General features: G+C 58.3%; 16 protein-coding genes and 1 riboswitch. Of the genes, 5 read left to right on the top strand and 11 right to left on the bottom strand.

What is annotated here, in order from left to right; genetic code table 11:
* Positions 1–51 precede the first annotated feature (51 nt).
* The gene (locus ACN0WW_RS15745; RefSeq protein WP_417613822.1) at positions 52–804 is read right to left on the bottom strand and encodes a MauE/DoxX family redox-associated membrane protein; all 753 of its coding nucleotides are present in this window, start codon (positions 802–804) and stop codon (positions 52–54) included.
* Positions 804–1,079 (bottom strand): metal-sensitive transcriptional regulator, encoded by a 276-nt coding sequence (locus ACN0WW_RS15740; protein WP_417613821.1) that lies wholly within the window; start codon positions 1,077–1,079, stop codon positions 804–806. The genes ACN0WW_RS15745 and ACN0WW_RS15740 overlap by 1 nt, the downstream gene beginning before the upstream one ends.
* Positions 1,080–1,125: 46 nt before the next feature.
* Between ACN0WW_RS15740 and ACN0WW_RS15735 the strand changes: the two genes are divergently transcribed.
* The gene (locus ACN0WW_RS15735) at positions 1,126–2,952 is read left to right on the top strand and encodes a copper resistance system multicopper oxidase (protein ID WP_417613820.1); all 1,827 of its coding nucleotides are present in this window, start codon (positions 1,126–1,128) and stop codon (positions 2,950–2,952) included.
* A complete protein-coding gene (locus ACN0WW_RS15730) occupies positions 2,949–3,869 on the top strand; it encodes a copper resistance protein B (RefSeq protein WP_417613819.1) in 921 nt (306 codons plus the stop codon). The genes ACN0WW_RS15735 and ACN0WW_RS15730 overlap by 4 nt, the downstream gene beginning before the upstream one ends.
* 5 nt (positions 3,870–3,874) lie before the next feature.
* Here ACN0WW_RS15730 and ACN0WW_RS15725 read toward each other — a convergent pair whose 3' ends face one another.
* A complete protein-coding gene (locus tag ACN0WW_RS15725; protein ID WP_417613818.1) occupies positions 3,875–4,237 on the bottom strand; it encodes a hypothetical protein in 363 nt (120 codons plus the stop codon).
* A 535-nt stretch (positions 4,238–4,772) separates the two neighbouring features.
* Here ACN0WW_RS15725 and ACN0WW_RS15720 point away from each other — a divergent pair.
* The 3 genes from ACN0WW_RS15720 (at position 4,773) to ACN0WW_RS15710 (ending at position 8,448) form a co-directional block, all read left to right on the top strand.
* Positions 4,773–6,068: a cytochrome P450 gene (locus ACN0WW_RS15720; protein WP_417613817.1), complete on the top strand. Its 1,296-nt coding sequence runs from the start codon at positions 4,773–4,775 to the stop codon at positions 6,066–6,068.
* Positions 6,069–6,086: 18 nt separating this feature from the next.
* Positions 6,087–7,625: an aromatic ring-hydroxylating oxygenase subunit alpha gene (locus ACN0WW_RS15715; RefSeq protein ID WP_417613816.1), complete on the top strand. Its 1,539-nt coding sequence runs from the start codon at positions 6,087–6,089 to the stop codon at positions 7,623–7,625.
* 94 nt (positions 7,626–7,719) lie between these two features.
* Positions 7,720–8,448 carry a Crp/Fnr family transcriptional regulator gene (locus ACN0WW_RS15710; protein ID WP_417613815.1) on the top strand — a complete coding sequence of 243 codons (729 nt, stop codon included), beginning with the start codon at positions 7,720–7,722 and terminating at the stop codon, positions 8,446–8,448.
* Positions 8,449–8,505: 57 nt separating this feature from the next.
* Here ACN0WW_RS15710 and ACN0WW_RS15705 read toward each other — a convergent pair whose 3' ends face one another.
* The 8 genes from ACN0WW_RS15705 to ACN0WW_RS15670 all read right to left on the bottom strand — a co-directional run bounded on the left by ACN0WW_RS15705 (position 8,506) and on the right by ACN0WW_RS15670 (position 18,168).
* Entirely contained in the window at positions 8,506–10,080 is a 1,575-nt protein-coding gene (locus tag ACN0WW_RS15705; protein ID WP_417613814.1) for a long-chain-fatty-acid--CoA ligase, read from the bottom strand.
* A gap of 107 nt (positions 10,081–10,187) precedes the next feature.
* Positions 10,188–10,829 carry a DUF938 domain-containing protein gene (locus ACN0WW_RS15700; RefSeq protein ID WP_417613813.1) on the bottom strand — a complete coding sequence of 214 codons (642 nt, stop codon included), beginning with the start codon at positions 10,827–10,829 and terminating at the stop codon, positions 10,188–10,190.
* Positions 10,822–11,805 carry a bile acid:sodium symporter family protein gene (locus ACN0WW_RS15695; RefSeq protein WP_417613812.1) on the bottom strand — a complete coding sequence of 328 codons (984 nt, stop codon included), beginning with the start codon at positions 11,803–11,805 and terminating at the stop codon, positions 10,822–10,824. The genes ACN0WW_RS15700 and ACN0WW_RS15695 overlap by 8 nt, the downstream gene beginning before the upstream one ends.
* Before the next feature lie 139 nt (positions 11,806–11,944).
* A complete protein-coding gene (gene gcvPB / locus ACN0WW_RS15690; RefSeq protein ID WP_417613811.1) occupies positions 11,945–13,528 on the bottom strand; it encodes an aminomethyl-transferring glycine dehydrogenase subunit GcvPB in 1,584 nt (527 codons plus the stop codon).
* Positions 13,525–14,883 (bottom strand): aminomethyl-transferring glycine dehydrogenase subunit GcvPA, encoded by a 1,359-nt coding sequence (gene gcvPA, locus ACN0WW_RS15685; RefSeq protein ID WP_417613810.1) that lies wholly within the window; start codon positions 14,881–14,883, stop codon positions 13,525–13,527. Before gcvPA ends, gcvPB begins: the two co-directional genes overlap by 4 nt.
* A gap of 140 nt (positions 14,884–15,023) precedes the next feature.
* A complete protein-coding gene (gene gcvH / locus ACN0WW_RS15680) occupies positions 15,024–15,395 on the bottom strand; it encodes a glycine cleavage system protein GcvH (protein ID WP_417613809.1) in 372 nt (123 codons plus the stop codon).
* 23 nt (positions 15,396–15,418) lie between these two features.
* The gene (gcvT, locus tag ACN0WW_RS15675; RefSeq protein ID WP_417613808.1) at positions 15,419–16,561 is read right to left on the bottom strand and encodes a glycine cleavage system aminomethyltransferase GcvT; all 1,143 of its coding nucleotides are present in this window, start codon (positions 16,559–16,561) and stop codon (positions 15,419–15,421) included.
* 195 nt (positions 16,562–16,756) lie between these two features.
* Positions 16,757–16,857: riboswitch (glycine riboswitch) on the bottom strand.
* Between the two features lie 168 nt (positions 16,858–17,025).
* Positions 17,026–18,168 carry a serine hydrolase domain-containing protein gene (locus tag ACN0WW_RS15670; RefSeq protein WP_417613807.1) on the bottom strand — a complete coding sequence of 381 codons (1,143 nt, stop codon included), beginning with the start codon at positions 18,166–18,168 and terminating at the stop codon, positions 17,026–17,028.
* Positions 18,169–18,202 lie beyond the last annotated feature (34 nt).

Genomic DNA, 18,202 nt, shown 5'->3' with positions numbered 1-18,202 from the left:
GCCCCACGCATCACATTTACGGCTTCACGTGCGCCGGATGTGATCTCCCGGCTAAGCGGTCATTTTCACAAGCATCCACAGCCCCATGCCGATCATGAACAAATTCTCGGTCAGCGAGATAAAGCCGAGCGGCACGTTGCTATCGCCACCAACGCAGGCGCATTTGAGTTCGCGTTTCTGGATATAGACGGCGTAGAAAACGGAGACCCCTCCGACCGTCCCGATGAACAGCGCGACCGGGATCGCCAGCCACAGACCAACGCCAGCGATCATCAGCACACCAGCCAGAGCTTCACCGAACGGGTATATATAACCGTAGCGCACCCAGCGCCGCGCGAGCAGATCATAGTTCAGAAACATGGTCGAAAAACTCTCGATATCGCGGAGCTTCAGATAGGCGAGACCGCACATCGAGAAGGCGACAAACCATTCGACGGTCCTGATCGAGAACCAGGCACCAGTAGCGACAAAAGCAGCACCCAGCGCCATCAGGAAGGTCATGGCGAACAAGGCGATGACGGGTTGATAGCTGGTGTCGCTGCGCTCCTTCTCCGGCTTGTCCTTGCCGAAATAGACGCGCAGCGCGTCATAGCCGCCGACCCGCTCGCCATCGATAAAGGTCTGCGGCGTGGTTTTGACATCATGCTTGTCCTTGAATGCGTCGGTTTCCTCGCGCGTGGTCAGATGATGGTCCTCGATCGCAAAGCCTTCGCGCTCCAGCAGGAACTTGGATTTCAGGCCATAGGGACAGATATGTTGTTCCATCACCATGCGGTATAATTGGGCAGTTTTTTGCTCGGCCATTACCGTTTCACCTTTGCGAACAGGTCGATCAGTTCGTCGAACTTCTCCTTCTGCTCGGCCTGACTGCCGGTCGCAATCGCTTCACTGACGCAGCAGGCGGCATGGTCCTTCAGGATCTGGCTCTCCACCTTGGCGAGCGCCGATTTCACCGCCTGCACCTGGTGCAATATATCAATGCAATAGCGGTCGTCGCTGATCATCTGCGCGATGCCGCGTACCTGGCCCTCGATCCGGCGGAGGCGGTTAATTTTCTGATCTGCGGCACCTTTGGTCATATTATCACTCTTGTTCATATACCCTATGGGGGTATATAGGATCCGTATGCAAAAATCCAAGATCAAATATTCCCGCCGCGCTCTGATCGGCTCGCTCGCCGCACTCGGCGGGGCCACCGCCCTGCCAATGCCGACATGGGCAATGGGCAGAATGGCTGCGCATGGCCGCGGACGGGTGCGCAAGGGAATCGACGAGCTGTCGGGCGCAAAAATTGATCTGCATGTCGGCAATGGCACGTTCGCCACTGGCGGACGCTCCGGCCCTGCGATCGCGGTCAATGGCACGGTGCCGGGGCCGCTGATCCGGCTGAAGGAGGGCGAGCAGACGATCCTTTCCGTGCGCAATATGCTGGATGTCGACAGTTCGGTCCACTGGCACGGGCTGCTGCTGCCGTTCCAGTTCGACGGCGTGCCCGGAATCAGCTTTCCGGGGATCAGGCCGGGCGGACGCTTTGACGTGCCGCTCACCCCTCGCCAGTCGGGGACTTACTGGTGGCACAGCCACAGCGGGCTGCAGGAGCAGATCGGCCATTATGGTCCGATCATCATCGATCCGGCCGGTCCCGATCCGGTCGAATATGATCGCGAACATATCATATTGCTGAGCGAATTCACGCCGATGCACCCGCATCAGATCATGAAGAAGCTGAAGGTCTCCGAAGGCTATTTCAGCATGCAGAAGACCAGCGCGGCGGACGATTATCCGCTGAGCGCGGAAGAGCGGCTGATGTGGGGGCGGATGCGCATGATGCCGACCGATATCGCCGATGTCTCGGCACCAACCTATAGCTATCTGGTCAATGGCCATGGGCCCGAAGACGGACTGGAGCTGCCCTTCGTGCCCGGCGAGCGGGTCCGGCTCAGGATCATCAACGGCAGCGCGATGACCTTTTTCAACCTGCGTATTCCCGGCCTGCCGATGACCGTTGTGCAGGCGGATGGCCAGAATGTGCAGCCGGTCGCGGTTGATGAATTACAGATCGGAGTGGCCGAGACCTATGATGTCATCGTTGCACCAACCCAAGCCGGGGCCTTTGCGATCGCTGCGGAAAGTATGGATCGCAGCGGCATGGCGCAGGCGTCGCTGACCTCGCAACCCGGGCGCAAGGCCGCCTTCCCTGCCCTGCGCGAGCCACCGGTGCTGTCGATGATCGACATGGGCCATGGCGGGATGGACCATGGCAACCACGCGGCTCAGGCCGATGCGCCGATGGGTCATGGCCAGATGGACCATGCGGCGATGGGACACGCGATGCCAGCACCGCCCGCGGCGCCTCCCGGACAGGATATGGCCACGATGGATATGAGCAGCGGCATGAATATGCGCGACACCAGTCTGCTGCCCGCCAGCGTCAAGGTCGGACCCGGCATCGACATGGTGGCGATGAACCCGCAGGATCGAATGGGCTATCCGGGCCTGGGCCTCGATGACGTGCCGCACCGGGTGCTCAATTACCGGATGCTGAAATCCCTGGAAATGGACCATCACAAGCGCGCCCCGGACCGCGCAATGGAACTGCATCTTACCGGCAATATGGAACGCTATATGTGGTCGTTCGACGGTCGGAAGTTCAGCGCGGTCGGCGATGATCCGATCCGCTTCGGCTTTGACGAGCGGGTGCGGGTGAAGCTGGTCAACGACACGATGATGGCGCATCCGATCCATCTGCACGGCATGTTCTTCGAACTGGTCAACGGCCAGGGCCATTATCAGCCGAAAAAACATACGGTGATCGTCCAGCCGGGCAGCAGCGCCACCTTCGACGTGACTACCGACGAACCGGGCGACTGGGCCTTTCACTGTCATCTGCTCTACCATATGCATGCCGGGATGATGCAGACGGTCAGCGTCGCCTTTCCGGGAGACGCATGATGGTCCGGATGTGGGCAGCAATGATGGCCGCTTCGACGGCTGCGCCGCTGATGGCGCAGGATCACGGCCAGATGGATCACAGCATGCACCAGATGCCGGCCACGGCGGAATCGAAGCCCGAGATGGACCATAGCCAAATGGATCATCAGGCGATGAGCCATAGTCCCCCCGCCGCCCCGCAGGTCTCTTCGGAACAAAGCCCCACCGGCCCGCCCAATGCAGCGGACCGGATCTGGGGTGCCGAAGCCATGCGCGCGTCGCGGAAAGCCATCTATGGGGAACATGGCAACATGCAGATCTTGTGGCTCCAGGGCGACCGTCTGGAATATCGCGTCCGGGACGGGAGCGACGGCTATCTATGGGATATTCAGGGCTATTATGGTGGCGATCTGAACAAATTCTGGTTCAAGAGCGAAGGCGAAGGCAGTTTTGGGGAACCGACAGAGCAGGCAGAAATACAGGCTCTCTACAGCCGGGCGATTGGCCCGTTTTTCGATCTTCAACTCGGCGTCCGGCAGGATCTGACCGGGCCGGATCGCACCCATGCCGTGATCGGTGTGCAGGGTCTGATGCCCTATATGTTCGAGGTTGATGCCGCCGCTTTCCTGTCCGACAAAGGCGATCTGACGGCGCGGATCGAGGCGGAATATGACCAGAGGATCACCCAGAAACTGATCCTGCAGCCGCGCGTCGGAGCCAATCTTTCGGCGCAGGACATACCGGAGCTGGGGATTGGATCAGGCATCGACAACGTCGAGCTAGGTCTGCGCCTGCGTTACGAAATGGTGCGTGAATTTGCGCCCTATATCGGCATTGAACAAGAGTGGAGACTGGGCGGCAGTCGGGATTACGCCCGGCTTGCAGGAGAAGATCCGAGCGTTACCAATTATGTCGTCGGAGTGCGCTTTTGGTTTTGAGGCTATTATTCGGCAACGGATCGCTTGCGGAAGATGCTGTTGAACACCGCTCCTGCCGCAATACCCAGCCCGGTCGCCAGGATATCCGCCCCAAAGTCCATCCAGTCTGCATCGCGGCCAAAACCCAGCAACAGTTGTAAAAGTTCTATACCGCCGCCGAACGCTATCAACATGATGAAGAGCGTTTGCGCTTGCGCGCGGGGCCAGATCACGCGAGCCATGACGGACAGCGTAAAAAACGCCAGAATATGATTGAGCTTGTCGTCCGCAAATACTGTCGGCGCGTCTCCTTCAGGCAATAGCGATATCAAGAGGATAATCGCGAGCAAAATCCAGAAAATGATGCGGACTAGTTTATGGGGGATCATCGTGCCGCTCTAATGATACTGGAATGACCGTTCCGTTAATGAACGGTAGCCGGGCGGGACGAACGCAGCAACGGATGCGGTAAATCGATTTTTTGCTCCTATTAACATTGCCATATCAATCATTTTTCCGCTCAATTCCGCCAAGACGGTCTATCAGCGCGCTGGTGCTACGCGCCGTGATCCTGACCGCGGCAGTAAAAGCAGCGAAGGCGGACCCGGTCAACCAATATAACCGCAGCTGACACTTGCGGATAACAGCCAAGGCCACGCCGTCGCATCCTGCACAGCGCTAATCCTCGATCAGCAACAGACAGCGAAGATTATTCGATCAGCGGAAACCATGTCGTTGGCACCCCGCTCCGATACTCAAAAACTGCTCGAGTCCTATCATTTTTGAGCACGATCCGTTTGATCTGGATCAATGCTGTGAAAAGGAGAAAATCGACAATGTCCTGTACCTGCTGACATGAACCTGCAGTCAAAAATCTGCCGCATGATCGCAGTCAGAATCGTTGAGAGGGTTAAAGGAAAATTCATGAAAAATCTTGAGGATATTGACGCCACAAGCCCAGAAAACCTGCGGGATCCCTATCCCTATTATGCCAGATTAAGGGAAGAGGCACCGGTGTTCCGTGATCCGAAAACCGGCATTGTGTCGGTATCGACCTATGATCTCGTTCTGGAAGTCAATAAACGCCCGAAGATCTTCTCCAGCAATTTTGCATCCCTTTTGAATTCCGGCGGAAAGGGCCGGTTTGATGAGGAAGAAGAATCCATTCTCGCCGAGGGCTTGCGCCGGTGCAACACGATGCTCACCGCCGACCCACCCGACCATTCCCGCTACAAACGGATTGCCATGCAGGCCCTGCCACACAGCCGGATCATGGCAATGGCCCCCTATATCGCTGAAGTCACAAATGGGCTGATCGACAAATTTTCGGCGGACGGCAAGGTCGAGTTCAAATCGCAATTTGCGGAAATGCTGCCCGGCATTGTCATCGCCGATGCGCTTGGCATCCCGCGCGAAGACATCCCGATGTTTCAGACCTGGGTGCGCGCAGCCATTTTGCGTCTGAACGGCAATGCGAAACCCGAAGAACGGCCTGCGCTGGCACACAGCGAGATTGCCATGCAGAAATATTTTCTCGAGACCATGGCCGAGCGGCGGAAGAATCCGGGTGACGATGTTGTATCCGACCTCATTCAGGCGTCCATGCCGACGGAGGAAGGCGAACGGCCGCTTGATGAAGCGGAAATATATTCGATCGTTCAGCAGATTTTCACCGCGGGACAGGAAGCAACCGCACATGCGCTGACCTATGCCTTGGCGCAGCTGTTGGCCAATCCCGAGCAGCTCGAAGCGATGATGTCGGACGATAGCCTGGTTGCAAATATGGTCGAGGAAGCGGCGCGGCATCTCTCTCCGTCCCACAATATGTGGCGGATCGTGAAGCAGGACACGGTGCTCGGCGGCGTCGAGCTGAAAGCCGGCGAACCGATGCTCATTCGCTATGGGTCGGCCAATCGCGACGAATCCAAATTTGACAATGCGGGCAAATTTGACGTGTCCCGGGAAAATGCCAAAAATCATATCGCATTTGGCGCAGGCGTCCACACTTGCCTTGGCATGACGCTGGCGCGGCTGGAGATGGTGACGGCGCTGCCGATCGTTCTGAAGCGGCTTAAAAATCTGCGTTTTGCCAACCCCGAGGATCCTTTTTCCTTCGCCACCAGTCATATTTTACGCGGCATGCAATCGCTCGAACTGGTCTTCGATCCTGAAGAGGGCACGGACCAGCGCGCAGACGACCGCATTTTAGAAGCCAATTGATTTTTTGAGGAACTACAGATGGTAGAGACGCTAACCGGAACAAACCGGTCCAAAGGGATCGGTTACGACGAACTGCTGGACATGGACACGCACACGGTTCCATCCAAATTTCGTGAAGACAGCCCGATGGAACCGGGGCCGACCATAGTCGATCCCAGCATCTATTATTCCCGCGATTTCTTTGATCTGGAAGTGGAACGGCTGTGGAAGCGGGTTTGGCAAATGGCTTGCCACGAAGATGATATTCCCAATGTCGGCGATAGTCTGGTTTACGATATTGCCAGCCTGTCTTTCATCATCGTTCGCACCGGCGAAGATGAGATCAAAGCGTTCCCCAACGCCTGTCTTCATCGGGGCCGTGCGCTGCTGACGGAAGATGCCAAAGGATTGCACGAATTCCGCTGCCCGTTTCACGGCTGGGGCTGGAAAATTGACGGCACTTTGAAGGAAGTGCCCTGCCAGTGGGATTTTCCCACGGTTACCGAGAAAACCCACAGCCTGCCACCGGTCCGGATCGGCCGCTGGCAAGGATGGGTGTTCATTAACCCGGACGACAATGCCGAGACCTTGGAAGAATTTCTCGGCGATATCGACCGCCATTTTGAACCGATCCCGTTCGATCGCCGCTACAAAGCCGTCCATGTCGCCAAGAAGCTGCGCTGTAACTGGAAGGTGGCACAGGAGGCGTTCATGGAGGCCTACCACGTCGTGGCAACCCATCCGACCTTGCTCGATGTAATGGGCGACGCAAACAGCAAATATGACGTGTTCGGCAAGCTGTCCCGCGCCATTTCTCCCAACGGACTGCTCAGCCCGCATGTCAATCCTGCACTGGTAGCGGAACCGCTGGAAGGCGCGAAAACCTACGCAAAGGTGCGGCATGCGCTGTCAGGCAATATCTACGAACGACTGGAAGAAGGACGGGTCAAGGTCACAACGCGCGATGGCAAAACCGGAATTTTTGACGAAGCGGCTCACCATCTCGAAGGAGAATTGCATCATGCCGATGTCCAGCTTTGTAACTGGGTTGGCGGAGCCCTTGCCGAAGGGATGGAAGAGGAACTGGACCCAACGACGTCAGGACCGATAGCCGAACGGCGCAAGGCAGAAGCCGATGCCCAGCGCGAAATGTGGCGCGAAAAACTGGGCGATGAAGTGGACCAGATAAGCGACGCTGAATTTGTCGACACGATCTACTATAATCTGTTCCCCAACATCAGTCCCTGGGGTTGCTTCGATCCGATCTTCTACCGGTTCCGTCCCCATGGCGACAATCCGGAGGAATGCATTCACGAGATCATGCTGATGCTGCCAGTCCGCGAGGGTGAAAAACGGCCAGAAGCTGCCAAGATTCACTGGCTGGATTTTGACGATGACTATGTCGAAGCGCCGGAACTGGGCATGCTCGCCAAGGTATTCAATCAGGATGTCGTGAACCTTCCACACGTTCAGAAGGGGATGAAATCCATCAAATCGAAGGAAATTATTTTTGCCAATTATGGGGAAACCAAAATACGCCATTTCCACAAATTGCTGAAGGAACATCTAGCTAGATAGGCAATACTCGTTGCCCCGTTGGGGGACTGTATGAATTGCTAGTCGCATAGAAGGCGTCTGTACAGAGCGCGGCATTGTGTATAGCAGCGTCGCCATGACTGGCTGCGATCATTGCGTTGTTCGAAATCGCGCAATCTGCTCGACACTCGATGCAGCCGAACTTGCCGCGCTCAACCAGATCAGCCATCATCGCGAACTGAAGGCCGGTCAGACATTGGCTTGGGAAGGCGATGAATCCTTTCAGGTCGCCAATGTGATCGAGGGTGTTTTGAAACTGTCGGCGTCGCTCAGTGACGGGCGCGAGCAGATTGTTGGTGTTGCGTATCCGTCCGATTTTGTCGGGCGGCCCTATGGCTCGCAAAACCGTCAGACGATTACTGCGATTACCGATGTGCGGCTATGCGCTTTTCGCCGCGTCGATTTCGAACGATTTTCCGCTGATCATCCTGATCTCGAGCATAAGATATTACAACGCACTTTGACCGAACTGGACAGAGCGCGTCAGTGGATGCTGCTGCTTGGCCGGAAATCTGCCCGGGAAAAACTGGCGAGCTTTCTGCTCGAGATGTCCGAGCGTCTCGCGGATAGCGGATGTCAGAGCAGAGCTTTGCCGGCAGACCAATTCGGGCTCCCTTTCGGACGGCAGCAAATCGCGGATATTCTTGGTCTGACCATCGAAACCGTCAGCAGACAGCTAACTGAACTGAAAAGATCCGGATTCATTGAGCTGCCCGACAATCGAACGGTCATCATAAAGGATCGCAAACGGCTGGAGCAGATGACCGACCAGCCCGGCTCTGCCCGCGAAGGGAAGCGGCATTAAAATATTTGTTGCTCGCCCGGATCGATCGGCATCGCGCCCATATTGTCGTCGGCGCCTTCAATTCACCCCGCGGTCATTGCCTTCCCAATAGGGTTCCCGCAGCTCGCGCCGCAAGATCTTGCCGCTCGCGTTTCGCGGCAACTCGGGAATGACATCCACCGTCTTCGGAACCTTAAACCCGGCGATCCGCTCTCTGGCCCAAGCGATGATGCTGTCGGTGTCGACCTCTCCGGCATCCGCCTTCGGTGAAACCACGGCTTTGACCGCCTCTCCCCATTTTTCATCTGGGATGCCGATCACTGCAACCTCGTTGACCTGTGGGTGGCCGAAGATGGCGTTTTCGACTTCCGCCGGATAGACATTCTCGCCGCCGGAGATGATCATGTCCTTGACCCGGTCCTTGATGTAGAAATAGCCGTCCTCGTCCATCACTGCCGCGTCGCCGGTGTAGAGCCAGCCATCGGCGTCAACCGTCTCGGCGGTCTTCTCCGGATTGTCGTAATAATGCAGCATGTTGAGGCCGGAACGTGTGGCGATTTCTCCGATCGTGCCGGGCGGAACTTCCTGCCGGTTTTCGTCGACGATTTTCATTTCGACGCTGGGCAGCGGGATACCGATGCCCCGCATCCGCTCGTTGCCCGCCGGATCGTGATCCTCGGGTGGCAGGATACAGATCGTGCCGGTGGTCTCTGTCATGCCATATTGCTGGCAGAACAAAGCCTTGGGCATGGTCTGCAGGCACTGGCGCAGCAGTTCCAGCGGGATCGGCGCGGCACCATAGGTGACGCTACGCACGCTGGAAAAATCCGTTTCTTTTGCGCGTGGCCAGTTGACCAGCATCTGCAAGGCGGTCGGCACGAGGAAAAACTGGTTGAGCCCCTTGTCGATACAATCGAGCACACTGTCGGGGTGGAATTCCGGGATCACCATCATCGTTGCGCCATTGTAGAAGGCAATCGGGCCGATGCCGGAGCCGGCAATATGCGCGCAGGGCATTACCGCCAGCGTGCTGTCGCCAGGCTTGAGGTCGATCCAGGCATGTTCCGGCTTGTCCTCCACCAGAGGGCGAAGCTTGAACAGATTGTCATTGGTCAGCACTGCGCCCTTGGGATTGCCCGTGGTGCCGGAGGTGTAGAGTTGGAGCACGCCTTCCGCTGGGTCGGTTTCTGGCAATTCGCCGGGCGTTGTATTCGCGAGAAAATCGGCCAAAGTCGGGAGATCCGTGCCGGAACGGGTGCACAGGATGGTCTTGGTGTCTGGCGCTTCCTGCGCGGCTTTTTGCGCCGTTTCGGCAAATTCCGGCTCGCAGATCAGCAGCGGAGCGCGCGTGTCCTTCAGGACATAGGCGACTTCCGGTGCGGCCAGTCGCCAGCCGATCGGCGCGATCACCATGCCGGCGCGGCTAGCGGCTGCGAACAGGGTAAAATAGAGACCGCTATTCTTGCCGAGCCAGCAAATCCGGTCGCCTTTGCTCAGACCGGAACCGGTCAGTGCCCGCGCATATTCCGTGACACGCTTGTCCAGTTCAGCATAGCTGACTTGGCCATCGGCATCATCAATTGCGATATTGTCCGGGGTTTTTGCAGCCCAATGGGCAATGGCCGATCCCATGCAGCGCCTTGTTTCGGTCATTCGTCCGCTCCTATCTATTTTGACACCCTGTTAATCGGGCGATTAGTTCAAGGCAAGGGGGATGGGTTTCAGGATCAACTTTAACCCCTCCTCTAAGGAGGAGGTGCTTAACCGTGTTTCCGGTAGACCAGCGAGATATTGTTGGCCGGCATTTCGGTAAGACTTTCGCGTGCAAAGCCCGTCCGATCAGCCAGCGCGTCCATGTCGGCGACATCGCGCAGCCCCCATCTGAGGTCGCGGCTCTTCAGGCTGCGCTCGAACGCGAGATTGCCGGGCGCGGTTTCAACGTCGGCGCGCAAATAGGGGCCGTAGAGATAGAACGGAGCGCCGGGGTCGAGCAGGTCAGCGGCTTTCTCGAACAGACCGATGCTGGATTCCCAGGGGCTGATATGGACCATGTTGATGCACAGGATCGCGGCGGGCTTCGGCAAATCCCATCGTTTGGCCTGGGCATCCAACGGCAGCGGCGGCAATACGTTGGCCACGGCTTCGCGTTTGGTCCAGGCCGCGATTGACTGGCAGCAGTCGGGATCGGGGTCGCTGGGCTGGAAAGTCAGGTCCGGAAATTTCAAACCGAAATAGACGATATGCTCGCCGGTGCCGCTGGCAATTTCCAGGATGGTTCCCTGCTCGGGCAATATGTCGCGCAAGACATCGACAATGGCGTCGCGGTTGCGCATGGTGGCCGGGGCGTGCCGTTGCTCGCCCGGTGCGCTGTCCCCAATGGTCCAGGGCTTTGGATCAGTCATGGGCTTCACTTTCAAAAGAACGCCGCCGCCAGATCGCAGCGAGAAAACTGCCGATCACAACATGATACACGGCAGAGATTGCGCTGGGAACCGGCGCGAGCGCCGCCTGCATAGGGGTGGCGAACTGTGCGGCGAAGGTCGGTGTGGAGGCAAGACTGGAGCCGAGGCCGCTGTTTTGCATGCCGACCTCGATGCTGATCGTGCGACTCTCCTGCTCGCCGAAGCCGAGCGCCTTGGTGATCAGATAGCCGAGACCGAAGCCAAAGACATGGAGCAGGAATATCGCCAGCATCAGCACACCGAAATGCTCCTCGATCAGCGCCTTACTCTTGGCAATGAACCCGCCGACGATCAGGATGACGACGATGACCGAGGCCAGCGGTGAGATACGCGCAATCTGCTCCGTGAGTTTGGGCAGATAGCGGTTGAGCAGGACCCCGGCGATCACCGGCAGCAGCACAATCGAAACCATGTTGATGAACAGGTTCCACTGGTCGATCTCGACATATTTCCCGGCGAGCCAGCCGGTCAGTACCGGTGTCGCGACGACCGCGACCAGCGTCGAGCACATGGTCATCGTCACCGACAACGCCAGATTGGCATTGGCGAGATAGGCGACGACATTGGAAGCGGTACCGCCGGGGCAGCAGGAAACCAGAATCAGACCAACGGCCAACCCTGTCTCCAGCCCGAAGGCCATGGCCAGGCCAATCCCGGCTAGCGGCATGATGATGAATTGCAGCGCAACCCCTGCCCCGACACATTTCGGGATTTTAGCAATCCGCCGGAAATCTTCGAACGACAGCGTTAGTCCCATGCCCAGCATGATCAGGCCAAGCATGACGCTGACCAAAGGCTGCCCGAGCGGCCGAAAACGGCCATCGACGACCCAGATAAAATGGTCCGGAACAAACCATGCCCAGGCTGTCCCCAAAACTGTCCACAGGGCGAAGAGATTGGTCAGACGGTGGATCAAACGGTCCTCCCCGTCGCGGAGCGATGGGGAGGTGGCAGCCGGGACGGCTGACGGAGGGGCCCCTCCACCATCCTTCGGATGGTCCCCCTCCCCATTGCTACGCAACGGGGAGGATAGAGGATGGTCATCACCCTGCCCCTCATTCCGCCGCTTCGGCAAAATCCTCCGGCTCGGTCCACACCAGTACCGGCTTCCGCGCGGCCTGGGTTTCGTCCAGGCGGCGGCGTGGCGCGAAATGAGGCGCGGTTTTCAGCAGTTCATCACCGGCCTTTGCTCGCTCGGCGACCGAGCGGAAAGCCCCGATAAACTGGTCGATCGCAGCCTTGCTCTCGGTCTCGGTCGGCTCGACCAGCATCGCACCATGCACAACCAGCGGGAAATACATGGTCATCGGATGATAGCCCTCGTCGATCATCGCCTTTGCGAGATCTAGCGTGGTCAGGTCATTGGTGAAGCCCTTGTCCGAGAACAAGGCTTCGTGCATGCACGGTCCGCTGTGGGCGAACGGCGCATCGAGCACGTCCTCCAGACTGCGCAGGATATAGTTTGCATTAAGCACCGCGTCTTCCGCGACCTGCGCCAGCCCATCGGCCCCGTGGCTGAGAATATAGGTCAAAGCCCGCGTGAACATGCCCATCTGACCATGAAAGGCGCTCATCCGGCCAAAAGTGTGGGGATGGCGATCCTCCACCGTCTCCTCCTCGACGAGCGTGATATGCCCGTCAGCATGGCGCTCGGTAAAGGGCAACGGCCCATAAGGCGACAGCGCTTCGGACAATACCACCGGACCGGAACCCGGACCACCGCCGCCGTGCGGGGTGGAGAAGGTCTTGTGCAGGTTGATATGCATGGCATCGACACCGAGATCGCCGGGGCGGACCTTGCCGACGATGGCGTTGAAATTCGCGCCATCGCAATAGACAAAGCCGCCAGCGGCATGAACCGCGTCGGAAATCGCCTTCATGTCGGGCTCGAACAGGCCGCAAGTATTGGGATTGGTGATCATCACACCGGCAACGTCTGGTCCCAGGCGGGCTTTCAGTGCTTCGAGATCGACGCGACCGTCGCTGTTGGCGGGGATATCCTCGACCTTGTACCCCGCGAAGGCGGCGGTGGCCGGATTGGTACCATGAGCACTTTCCGGCACCAGAATGACCTCGCGAGCGTCACCGCGCGCTTCGAGAGCGGCGCGGATGCACAATATGCCGCAAAGCTCGCCATGCGCACCGGCCTTGGGCGTCATCGCCACACCATGCATGCCGGTCAGTTCGACCAGCCACACCGCCAGTTCGTTGATCACGCCGAGCGCGCCCTGCACGCTGTCGACGGGCTGCAGCGGGTGGATATCGGCAAAGCCCTTGAGCCGCGCCATTTTCTCGTTGAGCCGGGGATTGTGCTTCATCGTGCAGCTGCCCAGCGGGAACAGGCCGACATCAATGGCGTAATTCTGGCGGCTGAGGCGGGTGTAATGGCGCACCATTTCGGCTTCCGACAGGCCGGGAACGCCGATCGGTGCATTGCGATCGAGACCGCCGAGGCGGCTTTCGACCTGCGGGGCATCCGGCAGGTCAACACCGCTGCGGTCCGGCGATCCGGTTTCGAAGATCAATGGCTCATCGACCATCAGCGCGCGATTGCCGGTATGGGTGGTGATCGCATCTTGTACGGGCATGGTCAGGTTTTCTTCCTGTTTGGTGGGGCGGCCTTCGGTGCGCATGGTCATGCCAGTGCTCCTTCCAGAGCCGAAGCAAAGGCCTCGACATCGTCTTCGCTGACGGTTTCCGTCACGGCGACGATCAGACCATGAGCGAGCGGCCCTTCCTGCGGATAGAGCCGGCCGAGAGAGACGCCAGCCAATATCCTCTGATCCGCCAGGGCGCGGACGAGAGGGCGAGCATCCTTGTCAAGAACCAGCGTGAACTCGTTGAAAAAACTGTCGTTCAACAATTTGACGCCTGGGATTTTCGACAGCCGGTCGGCGGCCTGTACCGCCTTCCTGTGATTGAGCATCGCCAGCTCGCGCAGCCCTTTCTCGCCAAGCAGGGTCATGTGCGCGGTAAAGGCCAGAGCGCACAGACCGCTGTTGGTACAGATATTGGAGGTCGCCTTTTCGCGGCGGATATGCTGCTCGCGGGTCGACAGCGTCAGCACAAAGCCGCGCTTGCCTTCGGCATCGACGGTCTCTCCGCACAGCCGGCCCGGCATCTGGCGCAGATATTTTTGCTTGCAGCCGAACAGGCCGACATAGGGGCCACCGAACTGCAGTCCGACGCCGAGCGACTGGCCTTCGCCAACGACGATATCGGCACCCATCTCGCCGGGCGAAGTGATCGCGCCCAAAGCCACCGGCTCGGTGACCACCGCGATCAGCAGCGCCTTGTGCGCCTTTGCCTTTTCGGCGAGTGCGGACATATCGGCGATGCGGCCGAGAATGTCAGGATATTGAACGACGAGGCAGCTGGTGTCGTTATCGATCTGGTCGAGCAGGCTTTCGCCATCCGTTGCGGCCTCGAGCGCTGGCGCTTCATAGACCAGATGATCCTTGGTGAATTTGGCCATCGTATTGGCCACCGAAACATAGTGCGGGTGCAGGCCAGAGGAGAGAATGGCCTTGCTGCGTTTTGTGACGCGCCGCGCCATGGTGATCGCTTCCCAGCAGGCGGTCGAACCGTCATACATTGAGGCATTGGCGACATCCACGCCGAACAGCCGCGCGACCTGCGTCTGGAATTCGAACAGCGTCTGCAGTGTACCCTGCGCAATTTCGGGCTGGTAAGGCGTATAAGCGGTCAGAAACTCGCCGCGCTGGATGATATGATCTACACTGGCCGGCACATGGTGGCGATAGGCCCCGGCCCCCAGGAAGAACGGCATGTCGCCAGCGGCATGGTTTTTCTTGGCCAGCGCTTTCATATGCGCTTCCACCGCCATCTCGCCCGCGTGCATCGGCAGGCCGTGAATCGGGCCGGTCAGACGCGCTTCTTCGGGCACATCAACAAACAGCTCATCGACCGATTGCACGCCGATCTTGGCCAGCATCGATTGCCGGTCTTCGGGGGTCAGCGGGAGATAACGCATTTGTACTTCCTTTGCTTAAGCCCCTCCTTTTCAAAGGAGGGGTTGGGGTGGTTTGGTGCCGCCTGTCGCTTGCGCGAGCGATGCTGACGCATCGCCACCACCCCTTGATCCCCTCCTCTGAAGAGGAGGGGAAATTTTGACTACAAACCGTCGACGAAGGCCTTGTAGGCTTTCTCGTCCATCAGGTCGGTGAGTTCTTCCTTGTCCGAGAGGGTCAGGCGGAAAAACCAGCCGTCTTCCTCGGCCGAGCTGTTGACGAGGCCGGGTTCTTCTTCCAGCGCTTCGTTCACTTCAATCACTTCGCCCGAGACCGCCGCATAAACATCAGAGGCCGCCTTGACCGATTCGACCACGGCAGCATCGTCACCCTGACTCAATTCGCTGCCGACTTCCGGCACTTCAACAAACACGATGTCGCCCAGCTGTTCCTGCGCATAATCGGTAATACCAACGGTCGCGGTGTCGCCTTCGACCTCGACCCATTCATGTTCATCGGTAAAATATCGGCTCATGGTCGTTTCCTCTTCCTGTCAGTCTATGACTTGGGTTTGCGGTGATAGTGATGCGGTACAAAAGGCATGTCAGCGACGGTACAGGCAATTTTCTTGCCGCGCTGTTCGACGGTGATAGCGGTGCCGGTTTTCGACATATCCATCGGCACGTAGGCCATGGCAATCGGGCGTTGCAGCGTCGGCGAAAATCCGCCGCTGGTGACAGCACCAATGGTCTCGCCGCTATCGTCTATGACGGAGGCGCCCTCGCGGACTGGCTGGCGGCCATCGACAAACAATCCGATGCGCCGGGTCGCAGCCTTGTCGGGATACTGCACGAGTACGCGCTCTGCCCCGGCGAAATTGCCTTCCTCGCGGCGCGCCTTGGATAGAGCAAAGCTCAAATTGGCTTCGACAGGCAGAATATCCGGGTTCATATCATGACCGTAAAGCGGCAGGCCTGCTTCCAGGCGCAAACTGTCGCGGGCACCAAGACCGATGGGCCGTACTTCTTCCAATCCGTTCAGAGCGGAGGCGAATGCTGCTGCATGTTCTGCTGGCAAGCTGATTTCAAAGCCGTCTTCGCCGGTATAACCCGACCGACTGATCCCGAGCGGGACATCATTCCACAGAAACGGACCGGCTTCCATGAAATAGAGGTCAGTCGGTACCGGCCATCCCGCCTCCAGCGGCTGGATATTGAGCTGGGCCAGAGCAGCAGCGGCCTTGGGTCCCTGTAACGCCAGCAGCGCTGCATCCTCGAGATGCTCGAGCGTCAGACTGTCGGGCAGTTGCGCTTGCAGATAGGCAATATCGTCATGCTTGGTCGCGCCATTAGCCACCAGATAGAGATGGTGGCCGGTATTGGTGACCATCAGGTCGTCCAATATCCCGCCATCCTGGGCGAGCAACAAGGTGTAACGGATTTTACCCGGAGCCAGCGCCGACAGATTGCCGGGGGTGATGGTCTCCAGCGCTTCGGCAGCGCTCTCGCCGATCAACTGCAATTGTCCCATATGGCTGACATCGAACAGACCCGCTTCGGTACGGGTCCAGATATGTTCGGCCATCACGCCTTCATATTGCACCGGCATTTCATAGCCCGCGAACGGCACCATGCGCGCGCCTAGGCTGCGGTGCCAGTCGCCTAGCGGCAATTGTTTCAGATCGTCGGTGGTTTCACTCATATTTTTCCCGCATCCAGAAGACAGTCCGCAGCAAAGCCCTGCAAAACTGCCCCCTCTGTCACGGAACCTGAGAGTTTCATTCTCCTTCGCCAAGGCTGCGGCGGAACAATCCGCCATCGCAAAAGCGACGAAAACTTACCCCTTCGGTGGCCCGCCGTCGCGAAAGCGATGGCGGACTCTTTCCAGAGTGCTTGTGAGACGGTTGCGGTCCGGTGGCCTGAGAGTTTCCGGGGCGGTTGCTCCTTCGGCGGCTTATCAGTCCGGTGAGACAGAAAACACTCTCCCGCAACGCCTCATGATCCTTGCCCGAAGGCGCCGATCAAAAAGCAGCCCTATGAGTGGATCAGTGTTCAGGCCCTGTCAATGATTCTGTTGTGCAGTGCGGAATAAATAATTGGGCTGCGCGATCGGCAGATCGGGCCGACCCCTTACCCACTTTGCAGGTAGGAGGCTCCCGGGATTGCCTATCCCCCGGACTGCATCTTTATGAAGGCGTTGAAACTGGGGTCTGGCAGCAAGATTTGCACAATGTCTCGGATCACTTTCTGGCCATTGTCGCCATTGGTAAAGATAACCGCTCCGCTGCGCGTTATGGGATTGAAATAACCCAGCGTATGTTCGCCATTGTCTCCGCCGCCATGCATGACGATCAGGTTGTCCGGTGTGTCGTAAACGGTCCAGCCGGCAGTAAAACCCAGACTTCGGGGACAGAGCGGCGGGGGCACCCGGTCTTCCTGACAGACCTGATATTTCAGATTGTAACGAGGAATCCAGTAAGTTGCCGCCCGTTCTATGCTGACCGGGTTGTCCATAATCCAGATCATGAACCGGGCATAATCACCGCTGCTGCTCCACACGTCGTCGGCTGCATTCCAAGCCGTGCGACGCGGAGCATATTCATGCTTGCCCTCCTTGGTCTGCGACATGGCGATGCGACCATCCAGCCAAGGCTTGTCGGTAAAGGTGGTTTCGGTCATGCCTGCCGGCGCAAAAACCGTTTCTCCCACCAGTTCCTCGAGCGGTCGGCCCATCTTGTTTTCGATATAATGGGCAACATATTGCAATCCCTCGCCGGAATAGCCGAACTGGGTTCCCGGATCGTTCTGGAATTTCAGCACGTCACCTGTCAGGTAGCGCCAGTTTGGCAGGCCGGTCCGATGGGTCAGCGCAAGCCGTGGCGTGAGGAGCTTGTGGCGCGGATCATCCGTGAGATCGGGATCGACCCAGGCTTCGGCCATGCTGTCATCCATGGAAAAGGCACCGCCATGTGAAAGCCGGACCACCGTCTCGGCGACGATTGACTTGGTCATCGAGGCGATATTGTAGAGGGTATCGGAAGTCGCGGGCTTACCCGGCTCCGACTCGCCAACAGCCAAAGTCCATGCGACCTTCCCGTCGTCGATATAAGCTATCGAGGCGCTGGGTACGTCATTCTGGGCAAGCGACGACCGGACCTTTTCCGCCACCGCGGCGCGCAGCTGTTCGGCCGGAACGGCGGGGGAGAGAATTGGTGCCTGGTCGCGGGATGCAGTCGCAGTTTGGGCCAGAGCAGCCGATGAGGAAAGCGATAAAAGGCAGACTGCGCCGGCGAGAAATTTGTTAGTCAAAGCTTAATCCTTTACTGTATTGCCTTTATAATAC

It is taken from the genome of Parasphingorhabdus sp. (assembly GCF_048269865.1).
Lineage (GTDB): Bacteria > Pseudomonadota > Alphaproteobacteria > Sphingomonadales > Sphingomonadaceae > Parasphingorhabdus.
The sequence above is the reverse complement of the archived record's forward strand: the minus strand, read 5'-3'. Positions and strand labels throughout refer to the sequence as shown.

Excerpts from the sequence above, each read along its gene's own strand:
- ACN0WW_RS15745 (WP_417613822.1), bottom strand. The coding sequence starts at position 804 with ATGGCCGAGCAAAAAACTGCCCAATTATACCGCATGGTGATGGAACAA.
- ACN0WW_RS15740 (WP_417613821.1), bottom strand. The coding sequence starts at position 1,079 with ATGACCAAAGGTGCCGCAGATCAGAAAATTAACCGCCTCCGCCGGATC.
- ACN0WW_RS15735 (WP_417613820.1), top strand. The coding sequence starts at position 1,126 with ATGCAAAAATCCAAGATCAAATATTCCCGCCGCGCTCTGATCGGCTCG.
- ACN0WW_RS15730 (WP_417613819.1), top strand. The coding sequence starts at position 2,949 with ATGATGGTCCGGATGTGGGCAGCAATGATGGCCGCTTCGACGGCTGCG.
- ACN0WW_RS15725 (WP_417613818.1), bottom strand. The coding sequence starts at position 4,237 with ATGATCCCCCATAAACTAGTCCGCATCATTTTCTGGATTTTGCTCGCG.
- ACN0WW_RS15720 (WP_417613817.1), top strand. The coding sequence starts at position 4,773 with ATGAAAAATCTTGAGGATATTGACGCCACAAGCCCAGAAAACCTGCGG.
- ACN0WW_RS15715 (WP_417613816.1), top strand. The coding sequence starts at position 6,087 with ATGGTAGAGACGCTAACCGGAACAAACCGGTCCAAAGGGATCGGTTAC.
- ACN0WW_RS15710 (WP_417613815.1), top strand. The coding sequence starts at position 7,720 with ATGACTGGCTGCGATCATTGCGTTGTTCGAAATCGCGCAATCTGCTCG.
- ACN0WW_RS15705 (WP_417613814.1), bottom strand. The coding sequence starts at position 10,080 with ATGACCGAAACAAGGCGCTGCATGGGATCGGCCATTGCCCATTGGGCT.
- ACN0WW_RS15700 (WP_417613813.1), bottom strand. The coding sequence starts at position 10,829 with ATGACTGATCCAAAGCCCTGGACCATTGGGGACAGCGCACCGGGCGAG.
- gcvPB (WP_417613811.1), bottom strand. The coding sequence starts at position 13,528 with ATGACCATGCGCACCGAAGGCCGCCCCACCAAACAGGAAGAAAACCTG.
- gcvPA (WP_417613810.1), bottom strand. The coding sequence starts at position 14,883 with ATGCGTTATCTCCCGCTGACCCCCGAAGACCGGCAATCGATGCTGGCC.
- gcvH (WP_417613809.1), bottom strand. The coding sequence starts at position 15,395 with ATGAGCCGATATTTTACCGATGAACATGAATGGGTCGAGGTCGAAGGC.
- gcvT (WP_417613808.1), bottom strand. The coding sequence starts at position 16,561 with ATGAGTGAAACCACCGACGATCTGAAACAATTGCCGCTAGGCGACTGG.